We start from the raw sequence: 15,326 nt of genomic DNA on the forward strand, positions 1-15,326 counted from the left end.
TTGTCGTTTTCTGCCTAATTTAACTATTTAAAGTTAAACCAGAAACGAACACCTTCGGTAGTATTATCAATATTCAGGGTAGACTGTAGCTGGTTCACCAGGCGATTCATCAGTCGTATCCCCATAGAGGAATTTGTGCGCTCGTCCGAATCTTCGGATAGTCCCACCCCGTTATCTGTGTATTCAAAAAAGCCCTGATCCCCGTTCTTTCTCAGGTGGATGTAGATCTTACCGTTATCCACGTGTTCCGGGAAAGCATATTTAAATGAATTAGAGACGAGCTCGTTCAGGATGAGTCCAAAAGGAATTGCTCGATCAATATCCAGTTCTACCCCCTCTGCATCTATAGTGATATTAATACTGTGGCCTCCTTTCTTAAAGACAGACTGCACACTGTTCACCAGGCTCTCTATATAGCCCTGCATCTCTATAACAGACAGATCGTCGTTCTGGTACAGTTTCTGGTGAATAAGAGCCATGGCCTTAACACGGCTTTTCCCTTCCTCCAGGGCTTCTATAGCGGCTTTACTCCGGGTATTTTTTGTCTGCAGGCTTAAGAGACTGGAAACCATTTGCAGGTTGTTTTTAACCCGGTGGTGAATCTCCTTCAGCAGGGAGTCTTTCTCAACTAGTGAGTTCTCTATAATGTGTTTCTGTTCTGCAATAAGCCTCTGGTTCTTAATACTTTTTAAGTAAGCATAGACCAGCCCGGCAAAGCCCAATAAGGTAAAGATAAGACTGATGAAGACCAGGTTGATCCGCTCATCCTTTGCCTGCATTTCACTCCTCGCCCGCTCCATTTCCAGTTTCTGAGCATCGATCATCCGCCTGGAATTAGCCAGGTCTTCCTGGGCCACAACGGCGACCAACTGCTGTTTTTTAATAGAGGATTCGTTGAAGTCTATAGAATCGAGTAAACGGAAATTCTTCCTCAGGAAAAAGCTTTCGTTCCGGAAATCCTGCATCTTGTTATAGTAGGCAGCCAATAAGCGATTCTTTTTAAGGATATTTTCCACCTTCTTAAACTGGAAATTCTTATCAAGGTACCGCTTGGCCATATCGTAATTCTCTAGCTGCAGGTGAGCCTCGGAAAGCGCCAGTGAATTTTCTATCACATCGGAAGAATACTGACCGATGCTGTTCTCATCAATGATCGCAATACTGTTTTCCAGGTACGGAATAGCTTCTTTATACTGCCCCAGCTGAACATAACACTTACCGATATTACCTTCTATCACGCCCCTCAAAAACTTTCCCTTAACAATTTCTTTCTCAGTCTTAACCCGGCTGAGATCGTTCAGGTAAACCTCGATAAATCCTTTAGCTTTAGAAAGGTTAGTGATGGCAGTAGACGGAGATTTATCAAGTCTCAGGTAATTCCCTACATTATTATGGTACGCCGCCAGCCCGTAAAAATCATCTTCAGCAATGGTCTTCTTTACCTCCATGATGTAATCATTCATGGCCTTACGGTGCAACCCAAGGTTAGAATAAATATCGTAAAAGGCTATGTTTTCGGTAATACCGAGTTCTCTTTTTTCTTTCCTGATGTCTATCTGTTTATCAAAGAACTGCAACTGGGCGTAAGTATCATCCATCAGGTCTAACAAAATTTCTTTTGTTTCCGGCGGCATGTGGTCTTTCCCGGCATAAAGCACATTGGCAATGGCAATGCTCTTATCATAATCACCCATATCGTAATAGATCTGGGCCTGCATTAGTCGGAACTGTTTTGAGGCGAGGGAATCCCCCACCTTTTCTGTGATGTTCAGGTAAGCATTGACCACGTCAAGCCAGTCATAGGCAGAATTGTCATTGTAACGATTAGGAGTTTCAAAAAAGAAATTGAATTTCTCCGTCGGGTCTTCAGTTTCTTCAAAGCGTTTCAGCAAATTGTTCTCTCCGCTGAATTCCTGTGCAACGGCAGGCTGTAGCGCAATAAAAAGAAACAGAATTATGTGAGCAGCGTACTTTAGCATGGTATACTTAACGTCATTGAATTCAACCAGAATTATTCGTTTCCTGGATCAGGAGGCAAAAAAACAACTTTTTTTTATTCCTTGCCTGCTAACTCTTAACGATTATTAGCCGGTATTGTTGTGGCCGAGCCTCAGTATGTATTATTGCTTTATAGTTGTATGAACTATGTGCAATTACTCATCGGGCAACATATAAAAAAGGCTATGCAAAAATTGCACAGCCTTAAGCAGGTTTTGGTTATTGGGATAAGTTTTGGGACGTTGCGAACAACATCTCAAAGGTAACTGAAGATCACGAGCAGAATCTGAAATTGTTGTCAACTCCCCTAATGTTGTTGTAAAATGATACCCGCCCGAAAAAACATTGCCGTACACCGGTAAAAGCTGTCATTTCATAGTAACTGTTAAACTTACCTGGCATCAAAAAAAAAGCCCCATCCGGTGGATGAGACTCTTTTACGAGAACACTATATGAAAATGAAAATAACTATCTGATTAATTACCCTCCGAAAATACAGTGTTGTATGCGTTGCGCAAAAAGAATGTTGTAAAGTCCGTGAAAGTTGTGGTGTACTGAATTAGGTAAATGGTCATGCAAAAAAAAACGACCCAAAATGGGCCGTTTTTTATGTGATGTGAATGCGTTTAAGAATTCATCGATGAGATGATAAACTCTTTGAATTCCTTGGATATCGGGATCAGCGTATTGTTGATCATAATATCCTTTGAATTGATGGCATCAATATGGTCTACGTTCACTATATAGGACTTATGAGCCCTGTAAAACTTATGCTTTGGTAATTTCTCCAGGTAGTCTTTCAAAGGGGAGCGTACCAGGAATTTTTTATCGATTGTGTTCACCTCCAGGTACACATTATCGGCCTTTATAAACTGAATGTCTTCAAATTGAATCCTGTAGTATAGGTGTTGTTTCTTTACAAAAATCGAATCCTTCAGTACAGAGTTAGATACCACCTCGTCCTCATCGCTCTGCGGCGCATTGTCCTTTACCTTATCGCTGTAACTGAAATTGGATAAGGCGATCTCTATGGAGGTGTACAGGTCTTGTTGCTCGAAAGGTTTTACGAGGTAACCGTTAGGTTTTACCGTCTTTGCATTCTCAACGGTAGCCCTGTCTGAGTTGGAGGTGACGAAAATAAAAGGAATATTATAATTTTCCCGGATGTGTTTTCCCAGGTCAATACCTGTTTGGTCTTTAGCACCTCTTCGGCCTGTTCATAAACGATCACATTATCTACGATCTCGTAACCGATCTCCTCTAGCATTGACTGCATATCGTCGGCAATGATCACATTGTCCTCGACGATAAGAATCTTAATAGGTTGTTCCAAATTTGTAAGGTTTAGTGGGTTGTCCTTATATCAAAATTACAAAAAATAATTGAACGCGATAAAACAAAGAAAAGCCAGCAAAAATGTGCTGAGGGCTAATTTTTTGAGTTCGGGATCAAACATCCTGGGTTCTTTGATACCATAAACCGTACTGGTGTGGACGATTATCGGGATAAATGCCAACAGGTAAAAACTGGTCCAGGATAAGCCGGTGGTATACAGCGCAAAGGTGAGCATGCAAAGAAATGCTGCCCCTAACAGGATGTAATGATAAATTTTTCCCCGATCAAATCCCAGGTTTACCACAAGTGTAATTTTCCCGGCTTTTTTATCCGGGATACTATCTCTCAGATTATTCAGGTTAAGTACAGCTGTACTCAAAGCCCCAATGGTCATTGCCGGTAACAGTGAAATTAAACTGAGCTCTTTAGTAAAAAGATACATAGTTCCCAGGACACTCAACAGTCCGAAGAACAGGAAGACAAAAAGATCACCCAGGCCTTTATAGCCGTAGGCTGATGCTCCCACTGTATAACGGATGGCTGCCCAAATACTGGCCAGGCCCAATCCTAAGAATATGGCAATTGTCCAGAACTCTGAGGGGGTAAATGCAGTAGCCAATAATACGGTGATCAGGATAATGTCTATAATGACAGAGATAATGATTCCTTTCTTGAGTTCTGATCTGCTCAGCAAACCTGACTGCAGCGCTCTTTCAGGACCTATCCTTTCTTCATTATCGGTACCCCTGACCCCGTCTCCATAATCGTTGGCAAAATTTGAGGTCACCTGCAGCCCTACCGTGGTAATGAGAGCTAAAATTAGTATGGTGGTATCCGGTTCCAGGTACAATGCCGCAAGAGCGGCACCCATCAATATGCCGGAAAGGGATAGTGGCAGTGTTCGCAACCTGGCAGCGTAGAACCAGGCCCTTATTTTATTTGAAATCAATACGGATTCTCAATTTTAATGCGTTTCCCATCTTTATAAGAAGCGACAAAGGCGTCCTGGAATCCCATATCTACTAACTGTTTCCTGAATTTCTGTGCCTCGCCGAGCGTCTCAAAATTACCAAGAGAATAGGAATAGAAAGGGTTCGTTTTAACAAACATGGTATTGGTCAGAGCTTCTGAAGCAAGGGTCACGTTATTGTCTACAAAAGATTTGATCTGAACGGAATAGATGAGATCTTTTTCAAGGAATTTCTTAGCGAGGTAAAACTCCTTCACCAGGCTAAGCTCTTCGTTCTGCCTCCTCAGGTTGTCTATCCTGTTCTTTACAGCATCCAGACTATCCAGGGACATCACCATATTGTTGGAATTAAATCCCTGCTGCTGTTTACTGCTACTGTAGCCTGCAGAAAAAGAAGTGAAAGCCAGGGCACCGACGAGAAAAACCCCCGTAATCCCGGCCAGGATGTTCCTCTGAATCTTACTTCGCTTCAGTTCTTTGTTCTTAAATTTGATCTGATCCAGTAAACGTTCGTTGATGATCTGGGCCTTGTCAATATCCTTGTGCAATTCCAGCAGATCGCTTTCCTCAATGAATGGCATATGTTGTGCTTTTGGTGGCGTTCAAAATGTGGTTATTAAAGAGCTAACTCTCAACAAAATAATCAAGGTTAAAACAAATATATATCTTTTGTCCCAAGTTTAGCACTCGGAAGATGTATTTCATCGATCAGACCTTATATATACCGTCCTCGCGTATTTCTATTTTTCGTTCCCTGTACAGGGTTCCAATGGCTTTTTTAAATGTCTTCTTACTCATTTGCAATTGCGCCTTGATCTGTTCCGGGTCTGATTTATCATGTAATTTCAATACACCGTCAGACTCCTGCAAAATCCGAAAGATTTTATCGGCCGATTCCTCCCTGTTCTTATCGCCCAGGGGAGCCAGTGAAATATCCAGCTTGTTATCCTGTCTTACCGTCTTCACATAACCTTTGAGCTCGTCTCCTACCCTGATCTGCTTAAATACATCACTACTGTAAACAAGCCCCTTGTGTTTCTTGTTCACAATCACATCCCATCCCAGGTCCGCTTTCCTGCTGACCAATAGCGAGACCTCATCTCCTTCTGCTACTGCCAGCTCGTTATTACTCAGGAATCCATCCAGTTTTGTGGATCCTACTAAACGGAAAGTTTTATCGTCCAGGAAACAATATACAACGTACCATTGCCCCGCTTCTATCCTGCTTCGTTGTTGTTTAAATGGGACCAGCAAATGCTTTTCAAGACCCCAATCCATAAAGGCGCCGATGTTGTTCACTTCTTCGGCCCTGAGGAAACCAAAATCATTTCGCTTTATACGGGGCTTCAATGTCGTGGCAACCGGGCGTTCTTCATGATCCAGGTAACAGAATACCTCTATTTCATCACCGATCTCGTAATCTTCAGGCACATATTTGTTCGGTAAAAGAAGATCATCCACGTCGTCATCACCCAGGAACAGACCAACACTGGTGCTCCTCAGGATCGTTAATTTATTGTAGTTTCCTATTTCTATCATGCGACAAAGGTACGTCTAAATTACACTGATAAAAAAAGCTGTTTCCGCGAGAAAACAGCTTTGAAGGCTTTTAATAGTGGTTGTTAATTGTAAATAGACTCTTTGTTAAAATGCTTAGCAAGCATATAATAAACAACCGCACGATATTTAGTGCGTTCGGATGAACCGTATTTCTCCATTACTTTTTTAATCCCGGCCATAAGCTCAGGGCTGTCTTTCATCCCCAATTTTTTCATCAGGAAATTCTTTTTAACTGTTTCCAGTTCTTTTTCATCTGTCCCGGAAACCGTAGAAGCATCACGGTTATAAATTGCCGGTCCTAGACCCTTGGCGACGTTTTCCAATAAAGTCATGTCCGGGGAAGCTCCAAACTTTTCCTTTACATGGGCCGCGTACTTCTGCACTAATTCATCTCTTTTACTACTCATGGTGTTATTTACTTAGGATTAAAAAGTTAACGATGTTCCTAAGATATAAAATCGAAGTACTTTAACAAAATTTTATTATTTATGGTCCTCGGTGTACAGATCTCCAATAAGCGGGGTTGATCAGAAGGCTTGAAGAAGTCCTGTAACAGGGAATCCAGTTCTGACTCATTCATCGCCCTGTCATGCTGTAATCCGTACATCTTACAACTATGCTCCAGGTTCAGATCCTGTGTAGTTTCAAAATAGGTTTGAAAATTCTCGGTCTCCTCTGCCCCGGGAAGTATCCTGAAGATTCCCCCTCCCCCGTTGTTGATCACTATGATCCTGAAATCATCCCTGAGGTAATTATTCCAGAGGCCATTGGTATCGTAAAGGAAGCTGAGGTCCCCGGTAATGAGCAAGGCAGGACCATCAGCCTTGTAGGCTGCTCCTACTGCCGTGCTGGTACTACCTTCAATTCCACTAGTGCCCCGGTTACAATATACCCGGACCGAAGGGTGCAGATCAAATAATTGAGAGTAACGGATTGTGGAACTGTTAGCGAGCTGTAGCCTGGTATTTTCAGGAATATATTCTACCACGCTGCTAAATGCCTTAAAATCGGAAAAGGGAATCTGTTCCAAATAGACCGATCTTCTTTCCCTGTACTGTTCTTTGACCGATGTCCAATAGGGTTGGTAATCACTCGGGACCTCAGTGGTCCTGGGCAGGAAAGAACATAGAAAATCAGCAGGGTGTTGGCGAAAATGATGATCCAGGCAAAAGAAAGTATCATAAGCTTTTTTCGGGTCCAAATGCCAGTGGCTCAGGGGACGGTATTCCCTTAAAAACGCTTTAATCTTCTTAGAGACGATCATTCCCCCGAAAGTGAGTAATATTTCCGGGCGCAGTTTTTCAAACAATTCCTGTTTATTTTCAGACTTCTCTATGGGTGCAACGATACTATCGATGCTGGGGAAAAAAGCGTTATGCGATAAATTGGATGTAGTTTCTGTCAATACGATCACAGACGGATCATTGGCGAGCTGATCCAGGAGCAACTGGGGGATAGCCCCGGCTGGTAATGAACCTACCAGGACCATTTTCTTTGCAGATCTATTCCAGGTAGCTGCGTAGCCTTCCAAAACTTCCTGCACCCCTGGTCGCTGCACAGTAAATGTACCGGCAGGTTGCGGAACCGAAGGCGACTGCTGTGTCTGGTATAGTGGCTCCTCGAACGGACAATTAAGATGTACAGGGGCTTTTTCGGTTAGGGCGATCCGGAAAGCTTCCTGAATACGGTTTTCGTTAAACTGTTGAATTTCTTCTTGTTGCCGTTCCATTTCATCACCCGTAATCATAGCAGGCTGTAGCTGTGTGATGGTTGCTGTTGCATGGATAACATCCTGCTTCAGGTTAGCACTGTAGTTTACATGAGCTTCCAGGACCTTTGGTTGCCTTATGGTCTGACCATCACCTATGTCTATCTTATATGCCGGTCTGTCTGCCGATATAACCAGCATAGGAATATCACTATAGAAGGCTTCGGCCACTGCAGGGTAGTAATTCAGCAGGGCGCTACCGGAGGTACATAAAATAACGACCCCCTCCTTCTTCTCCTGGGTTAAACCCATGGCAAAGAATGCCGCACTTCGCTCATCTACAATGCTGAAACAATTAAAGAAGGGGTCTTCAGTAAATCCTATGGTCAGGGGGGCATTCCTGGAACCTGGAGAGATTACGATGTTCTTTATGCCCCAGGCCTTGCAATATAAAACTATGGTCTGGGCCAATGGAATGCTGGAATATTTCATAAACAGTGCAAAAATACAATGCCCGTGGAATAATTGCGAATCATATGGTAGAATTTGCGAGCACCTTTAGCATGGTGCCGGTTTTGGCCACAGTTTCCTCCCATTCTTTTTCAGGATCCGAGTCGGCGGTTACACCACCCCCGACAAAAACCGTGATAGCATCCCTATCAATTTTCATACACCTGAGGTTTACAAAAAAAGCCAGGCCTTTCCCTGAATCACCAGCAGTACTAATTGCTACAGGACCCAGGTAACCGGTATAGAATTCCCGGTCATAACCTTCATGCTTCAGTAAGTATCTCCTGGCCTGTTCCGTCGGGTATCCGCAAACGGCAGGTGTTGGATGAAGTTTCTCCACGACAGGCTGCCAGCTGCCTGGAATTAGTTCTCCCCCAATCCGCGTTTTCAGGTGCAGCAACCTACCCGCCTGCACTGTAGATGCCTCTTCCCGGTGGATACTTTCTGTCACCGGCACCAATTGATTCATAATATAATCCGTAACGATCTCCTGCTCTACCCGCTCCTTATCCCCCCATTCTACATCCAGTTTCCCGCTGTATTCCTGGGTACCCGCCAGGGAAACGGTATGAAAAGATGTTCCATTCGTTTCCAATAATAATTCCGGGCTGGCCCCCATCCACGATTTGGTTTCCGGGTGGTACCACCAGTAACAAAAGGCCGAAGGATAGAGCATGAGCAGTGACCTGAAGACCGCACTAAGCGAATGCGTATTAGCCGCATGTTCTTTCCTGGACAACACTACCTTCTTTAAATCTCCCCGGTTAATAGCCGCCACCGCGGAAGATACCTTCTCTTCGTATTGCTTCTTAGCGGAAGAATTGACAGCAGGAAATTTTCCTGGGGTGTTGGATTGTAACCCTGAAGCCGGGAAGGTCTCCCGCCTGCTCTCCTCGGCATACATGAACCAGGAATCTTTTTGGGTATCAAAAGGGGCCAGCAGGAATCCCGGGCTTGATTTTAACTCTTGGGTGCTCACCTGTCTTACCTCCCCGCTTAGATAAACCAGTTGATCCGTACCCGGAAGCCGGTAGACGGCAAAAGGCAGGTTATTATGTAAGCGGTGTTCGAGCTGTTCAAAAAGCCAATCCATCTATCCCTTCTTTTCCAGGGCCACTGTGGTTAATTTCACCTGGGAGATCAATCGATCTTCCGCATCGCTAACCCTGATACTCCATAATTGGGTGGTACGTCCCTTGTGAATCACAGTGGCCTTTGCAAAAACATCGCCATCTTTTATGCTGCGTACGTGGTTAGCAGAAATCTCGATACCTCTAACAAAATACGTATTGGCATCGATAAAGATATAAGAGGCAATACTGCCTACACTTTCTGCCAGCGCTACGGTAGCGCCGCCATGCAACACTCCGTCTGGTTGATGTACGCGCGAAGTTACCGGCATTTTCGCGACCACGTAATCTTCACCGACATCGATGTACTCTATGGCCAGAGTTTCCATTAAAGTTCCTTTGGAACTCTCGTTACAGACCCGGAGGATTTCTTCTTTATGCTGATTCATCAATTGCTTTTTGTAAAATTAACAATTAGCGGGTACTCAACCGTTATACTTCTATACCTTTTAATTTATGTGCAGAGTAACCCGGTTTTTCAGGACATGTTAATTGTGAGTGAGGTGTCAAAGTATTTTCTCTATTTCCTTCAAAGCTCAAACTGAATTTTGGTATCTTCACATTGCGCAAAAAACTGCTTTGCGCAGCAATACCTTTGCACCTCGGCTATAGTAGCGATAGCGCAAGATCTTGCAATGATTAGTGATCAATAATAAGGTTGTAATCTATGAATACAGATCTGGAAAACTATGCGCATTATAAAGGCATCATCAGCAGGAATTCCTTATTCCGTGATGTTAAGGCAGAGGCAGTTCATCAATTAATGGATTGCACATCGATCCAGATTTGGCCAAAGAAAACCTGTATACCAGACCCTTCTCACACCTTATATACTTTTTACATCCTTTTATCCGGGAAAATTAAAGGTTTTGTATTTGATGATCTCAGCGGGAGAACCATTACTCTTTTGCTGCTTTCCAAAGACGATGTATTTGACGTGTTCACCCTTGTACATGGTCGCATTCATAACATCAGGTATGAAACACTAAGCCAGACAGAAGTCCTCAGTATTCCCCTACATAAACTTAAGGAATGGATACAGGCCAACCCTGTAATCAATACCGCTCTGCTGAAGTATACCACGGAAAAAATGTGCGCCCTGGAAAACTACATTTCTGAGCTCGTCATGGACGATACTTCGGCGAGATTTGCCAGGTTCCTGCATAACCATATGGATGTGCATTCCCGGAGAGTACCAATACTCAACGATTTAAACTACGATGATCTAGGGGCTTTAATCGGCACGACGAGGACCATCATTGGCAGGCATTTTCTACAATGGCGCGAAGAAGGAATACTAACCCATTCCAAATTTGAAACGGTGATCAAATCTCCAGAGGCCCTTCGTAAGAAATTTTTAAGTAAGGAATTGAATTCCTGAGACAGTCATTGTAATAGCGAAAACCATAAATAACCATTTTATTACAAACTGCAAGCTTTCTGCAGCGACAATAGGTAACTTATAACCGGGGAGGGAATTTAGTTCTCCCCGGAATATTTCTTTATGAGTATTCATGAAAATCCGGAATGTCGTTAGTTGTATAACGGTTCAGAATTTTTTGTCCCTACTCCATTGCTTCAAATGAGGTACATTTTCATAAGCCCGGTGTGAGATATGGAAAGCCGGAGTCCTTCTGCAGTCTGTATAAGGTTATAAGATTATAGCTACATTGTTAAATATTTTCTCTAAAATCATAAAATGTGACCCTGGTACTATACGGAACGATTTACTGCTCCTAATTTCGCTTTCACCATACTTCCTCAAAAGGATATTTTTTAAAATCCCCGGATAATTTTTGGTTCACAAATGATATAAGCATGTGCTCACCCCGGGACCATGATTATGTAAAGCAGCTGAAATCTAAAATCCATAGCTATATGAAAACAACCGTGTATGGTCTTTATCTTCTGGGTCTGACCAACCTTATGTTTGCACAGGAAACACCCTCTATCAGCAACAAATTGCCCATTGGAGCTGTAGAATTAGCCGGTGTTACGGTTAAACCCCTTAACCTTACTTATGTCAATGCTGTACAGGATGATCATACTCCTGAGCAGGTAAAAGCATTAGAAAATGAAGCGGCCAGGTACAATATCCGGGAATCAGAAATTTTTAATCATGATTTTGAAGCTTACGAGGTGGTGTTTGAACAAAGCAATGGTTCTATCATCGCCACTTATGACCAAAAAGGTAAGATCATCAGTTCCTTGGAACGATTCAAAAATGTCGCATTGCCTTATCATATCAGGAATGCAGTCTACAATAAGTACCCGGGCTGGAGTATAGCCAGGGATATATACCTGGTTACTTATTATGTGGATACCCCTGTCATTGAAAAATTCTACCGGCTTCAATTGAAGAATGGCAATAAAAAGATGCTTATCAGGTGCGACTCCTCAGGAAAGTTGCTATAATACCTGAATCCTAATTTTAGAGCGAGACCAGGCGGTCTCGCTTTTTTTTTGAACTGTTCAAGAGATTTAGGATAATGTTAATCGTTTAACATATTATTTAATAATACAGCTAATTAAATGTTAATTAATGTAACATTTATCAAAGCAAACAGTCTATTCTCTTGTAAGGAGCTGTAAAATTCTTTATCTTATAGAAAGGTGAAGATGTATGAGCTCCTTCACTAAGAACCCAAAGCTTATCGATTGTGGAAGAATGATTATGGCACGCTATTAGTCGTATTCTAAAGTGCCCCGCAAATCATTCAGAACCATGAATATAGGCCTAGAGAAATACAGGTATTATACAGAGCTCATGAGGGATAACGATTTATTCAGTGATATATCACACGACGCCTTAGACCAACTACTCGAAATTTCTTCAGCTCAATACTGGCCCAAAAAAACCTGTATCCTTGATCCCACCCACACCCTTTACACCTTCTATATTATATTGTCCGGTAAGGTAAAAGGCTATGTCTTTGATGACAAACACGACAGGCCCCTCACCTTATTCCTGCTCACCCAGAACGACGTATTTGACGTATTTACTCTGATCAACGGCGAGGTCCGAGACATAAGGTATGAGACCCTCTGCGACACTGAAGTGCTCAGTATCCCCATGTACAAACTTCACGAGTGGATCCATCAAAACCAGGACGTCTATAAGGCCTTACTAAAATATACCACGGATAAAATGAGGCAGATGGAAAATTACATCTCTAACCTCATCATGGAGGACACCTCTATCCGTCTCGCCCGCCTGCTGTATAACCACGTTAATCCCTCATCCAGACATGTAGAATTGCTCAGCGGACTAACACATGACGAACTCGGTGCATTGATCGGTACCACCAGGACTATGATCGGGCGCCATATTCAGGCATTCAAAGAAGAAGGTATCCTGAGAACGGAGCGGCGAGAAATAGAAATTACCAACCTGGCCCTGCTGCTGCAAAAAATTTCTCTGAATACCTAACAGCCTGCCGACACTCCCTTTATTATACTGAATACCAACTATTTACTCTATAAATTTACTATACCCTATAAAATCCATTGTTAAACTATGTTAATTCCATTTTATTTCACGCTAATTGCTACCTAGGTCACATTTATACATAAGAGCCTGTTGTAATTTCAAGATAAGATAGAACCATTAGCAACCCACCAGTTCTCTCCTTCCCATTGCTAATCAAGATGAACGCCCGGTCTTCCCGGGGTCATATCGTGTAGTGCCCTTTTAGAATTATTAATCTCAAAACCATATCATCATGAAAAATGTAATGTTAGGTCTTTGCCTTTTAGGTCTGACCAGCCTAGCGTTCGCGCAAACCACACCTCAGAACGGTAACGACGCGGATACAGATGAAGTGAAATTAGAAGGGGTAACGGTCTCACCGTTAAACCTCTCTTACCTGAACAAGGTTCAGGATCCGCACACTCCAGAAGAAGTAGTACAATTGGAAAATACCGCAGCCCGGTACGATGTTAAAAGATCCGAAATTTTTGATGGTTCTTTTGAAGCCTATGAAGTCATTTTTGAGCAGACCGACGGCGGTATCGTGGCTACCTATGACAGGGACGGGAAAATCACCAGCTCCCTGGAGCGATTCAAGAATGTAGCACTACCGGTACATATCCGGGAAATGGTCTACAAAAAATACCCGGGATGGACTATTACGAAAGATGCTTATATCGTATCTTATTATGAAGACCTTGAAGAAGTTCAGAAGATCTACAAATTACAATTAAAGAACGGTAAGCAGAGAAAAGTTCTGAAGTGTGATTCTGAGGGCAACATGCTATGATATTGGCATGTATGGAATGTGAAAACTCCATCAGACACAGGTAAAGCGGGGAATTTGTTCCCCGCTTTATTTTTTCTGTTACCCGGTCCGGCACCCTATGCACTTCATCGGGCACACTACAGCATTGCAAGCTTTTACAACATAAATTTGCCAGTAAGGTCCATAGAATACATCTTTCCCCTTTACAAGGAACCCCAAATCCCTTAGCATGAAATATATCCTACTAAGTTTCGCCTGTTTCTTCACCTGCGCATTCGTGCAAGCACAGTGTACAGACGTTTATGCATCCGCCACCTATGGCATGTCTCATAGTAAAAGAGCCTTAAAGGCAGATAATGCTGACCACCAGGTCTATTATGCAGAACGCGCGCTTAAAGCCTTAAAGAAATCACAGGAGCTGAACAAAGCCTGTGGCTGCACTAATGCTGAAGATCCTACTTATAACGGTATAGAAAACCTGCTAAAAGCCTCCGATCCCAAAGACTGGGATATGGGTCGCTATTATACCCAGAGAGCCATTGCAGAAATCGAACAGCTACTGACCACGCTTGATCATTGCAGCAATGAGGGATCGGACAGTGCGGAAATTCAGGAGAGTTCTCCTGCAGACACTCAGAAATCAGAGGAAGAGTGGAAAGAACAACTAGCGATCCGGGAACAGGCCGAAAACAGCCTGGATGCCATGCAGCGTTCTATAGCGGAAATCTCGGGACTGATCGGATGTGACAGCGCCATCGAGGTTTTTAAGAAAAGAACATCTCGGAGCCTGGACGAACTCAAAGCTGAAACGGTGACGGAAACCCTCGATTTTTATAAAGAATTATTGCAGCAATTGCAAAAGGATTCGGCCACTTCTCTCGCAGCCTGCACCCCAAGCCCGTAGAAGTTCAATTTTTAACCGTGGCAGGCGGAGATTTGTAATAAGTAATCTTCCTGCTGGTATATGAATTAGCCGGGGTTATAATCTCTTTTATCCAGTTGTGATGACTACTACCGTCTAATTGGTAGATATAGGAAACTTTCTTTTCCGTGCCATTTTTCTGGGTAATCACCGCAGCGAGCAGCCCCTGATCGCCATATTGGTATATGGTCTTACTGACCGGCACAAGGCTACTATCTGACCTTCTGAAGCTCAATTGATTTTCAACCAGTTTACGTCCTTTCAGGTTGTAAATCTCCTCCTTGGCCTGCCGGGGTATACTGTCCTGGTATTCTTTAGTATAAACTACTTTTACGGTATCCCCTTTTGCCGTTGGGCGTTTATAGGTTCTCGTGGTTTTCTGGAGATTGTCATTCAGGGTATAGAGCACCGTCTGCCCTCCCCCACTTTTTTCGTAACTCAGTACCGTTTCATCTACTCCTTCCTGGTCTGCCGTAATGATCCTGGTGAGTCTTTGCTGCAGATCATATTCATACTCGTTCTGCTCCCTGAATTCCTTGTTATATGAAAATATCTTTTCGGTGATCCGCAATCCCTGGGTGGTATCACGACTGTAAAAGTGAGCCATGGAGGTCTGTTCGTCAAATTCGTTATCCCGGTAAACCTCATCCCGCTGCTCGACCAAAAGTGTGTCTCTCAACTTATAGTAGGTTACGTCATAATCCGAGTCGCTGTACCGGGTGATTGCTTTGACCAGCCTGCCTTTTTTATCAAATGAATATTCTTCGCGCCCGTAGTCCGTGATGACAATACATTGCTGTACGGGGCCCCTGAGATCAAAATCTTTGAGGGTAAATATCTCCGGAGCCTGCGCAAAACCGGCCTTTAGCCCGGTAAACAGGCAAAGTACCGAGAAAATGGTAATCAGTTGGTAGTTGGGTTTTAACATAGTGCAAAATTACTGCATAATAATGCT

General features: G+C 43.2%; 14 protein-coding genes and 1 pseudogene. 5 read left to right on the plus strand and 10 right to left on the minus strand.

Annotated elements, in window-relative coordinates; translation table 11 throughout:
* Positions 1-23: 23 nt before the first annotated feature.
* From PP178_RS08915 to PP178_RS08955, 9 genes and pseudogenes are all read right to left on the minus strand, one after another.
* Entirely contained in the window at positions 24-1,979 is a 1,956-nt protein-coding gene (locus PP178_RS08915) for a histidine kinase dimerization/phosphoacceptor domain -containing protein (RefSeq protein ID WP_272593995.1), read from the minus strand.
* A gap of 645 nt (positions 1,980-2,624) precedes the next feature.
* Positions 2,625-3,331 (minus strand): annotated as a pseudogene (locus PP178_RS08920) (LytR/AlgR family response regulator transcription factor).
* Positions 3,332-3,367: 36 nt separating this feature from the next.
* On the minus strand, positions 3,368-4,282 hold the full coding sequence (gene menA / locus PP178_RS08925; protein WP_336298525.1) for a 1,4-dihydroxy-2-naphthoate octaprenyltransferase: 915 nt from the start codon (positions 4,280-4,282) through the stop codon (positions 3,368-3,370).
* Entirely contained in the window at positions 4,279-4,884 is a 606-nt protein-coding gene (locus PP178_RS08930; RefSeq protein ID WP_272593996.1) for an SPOR domain-containing protein, read from the minus strand. The genes menA and PP178_RS08930 overlap by 4 nt, the downstream gene beginning before the upstream one ends.
* 127 nt (positions 4,885-5,011) lie before the next feature.
* Positions 5,012-5,842, minus strand: coding sequence for a CvfB family protein (locus PP178_RS08935; RefSeq protein ID WP_272593997.1), 831 nt, complete (start codon positions 5,840-5,842; stop codon positions 5,012-5,014).
* An 83-nt stretch (positions 5,843-5,925) separates the two neighbouring features.
* Complete coding sequence (locus PP178_RS08940; protein ID WP_272593998.1) at positions 5,926-6,270, minus strand: DUF2853 family protein; 345 nt, start codon at positions 6,268-6,270, stop codon at positions 5,926-5,928.
* A 38-nt stretch (positions 6,271-6,308) separates the two neighbouring features.
* The gene (gene menD / locus PP178_RS08945) at positions 6,309-8,063 is read right to left on the minus strand and encodes a 2-succinyl-5-enolpyruvyl-6-hydroxy-3-cyclohexene-1-carboxylate synthase (RefSeq protein WP_272593999.1); all 1,755 of its coding nucleotides are present in this window, start codon (positions 8,061-8,063) and stop codon (positions 6,309-6,311) included.
* 40 nt (positions 8,064-8,103) lie between these two features.
* A complete protein-coding gene (locus PP178_RS08950) occupies positions 8,104-9,174 on the minus strand; it encodes a chorismate-binding protein (RefSeq protein WP_272594000.1) in 1,071 nt (356 codons plus the stop codon).
* Positions 9,175-9,600: a PaaI family thioesterase gene (locus PP178_RS08955; RefSeq protein ID WP_272594001.1), complete on the minus strand. Its 426-nt coding sequence runs from the start codon at positions 9,598-9,600 to the stop codon at positions 9,175-9,177. It lies immediately after the preceding gene.
* A 278-nt stretch (positions 9,601-9,878) separates the two neighbouring features.
* Here PP178_RS08955 and PP178_RS08960 point away from each other — a divergent pair, with 278 nt between their 5' ends.
* The 5 genes from PP178_RS08960 to PP178_RS08980 all read left to right on the plus strand — a co-directional run bounded on the left by PP178_RS08960 (position 9,879) and on the right by PP178_RS08980 (position 14,353).
* Complete coding sequence (locus PP178_RS08960) at positions 9,879-10,592, plus strand: Crp/Fnr family transcriptional regulator (protein WP_272594002.1); 714 nt, start codon at positions 9,879-9,881, stop codon at positions 10,590-10,592.
* A gap of 497 nt (positions 10,593-11,089) precedes the next feature.
* The gene (locus tag PP178_RS08965) at positions 11,090-11,626 is read left to right on the plus strand and encodes a hypothetical protein (RefSeq protein WP_272594003.1); all 537 of its coding nucleotides are present in this window, start codon (positions 11,090-11,092) and stop codon (positions 11,624-11,626) included.
* A 310-nt stretch (positions 11,627-11,936) separates the two neighbouring features.
* On the plus strand, positions 11,937-12,641 hold the full coding sequence (locus PP178_RS08970; RefSeq protein ID WP_272594004.1) for a Crp/Fnr family transcriptional regulator: 705 nt from the start codon (positions 11,937-11,939) through the stop codon (positions 12,639-12,641).
* A gap of 292 nt (positions 12,642-12,933) precedes the next feature.
* Entirely contained in the window at positions 12,934-13,470 is a 537-nt protein-coding gene (locus PP178_RS08975; RefSeq protein ID WP_272594005.1) for a hypothetical protein, read from the plus strand.
* Positions 13,471-13,678: 208 nt separating this feature from the next.
* Positions 13,679-14,353: a hypothetical protein gene (locus PP178_RS08980; RefSeq protein WP_272594006.1), complete on the plus strand. Its 675-nt coding sequence runs from the start codon at positions 13,679-13,681 to the stop codon at positions 14,351-14,353.
* A 4-nt stretch (positions 14,354-14,357) separates the two neighbouring features.
* On the opposite strand, the gene PP178_RS08985 is transcribed toward PP178_RS08980, so the two are convergent.
* The gene (locus PP178_RS08985; protein WP_272594007.1) at positions 14,358-15,299 is read right to left on the minus strand and encodes a hypothetical protein; all 942 of its coding nucleotides are present in this window, start codon (positions 15,297-15,299) and stop codon (positions 14,358-14,360) included.
* Positions 15,300-15,326: the final 27 nt, after the last annotated feature.

The sequence above is a fragment of the Zeaxanthinibacter sp. PT1 genome (genome assembly GCF_028464225.1).
In the GTDB taxonomy this organism is placed as follows: Bacteria; Bacteroidota; Bacteroidia; order Flavobacteriales; family Flavobacteriaceae; genus Zeaxanthinibacter.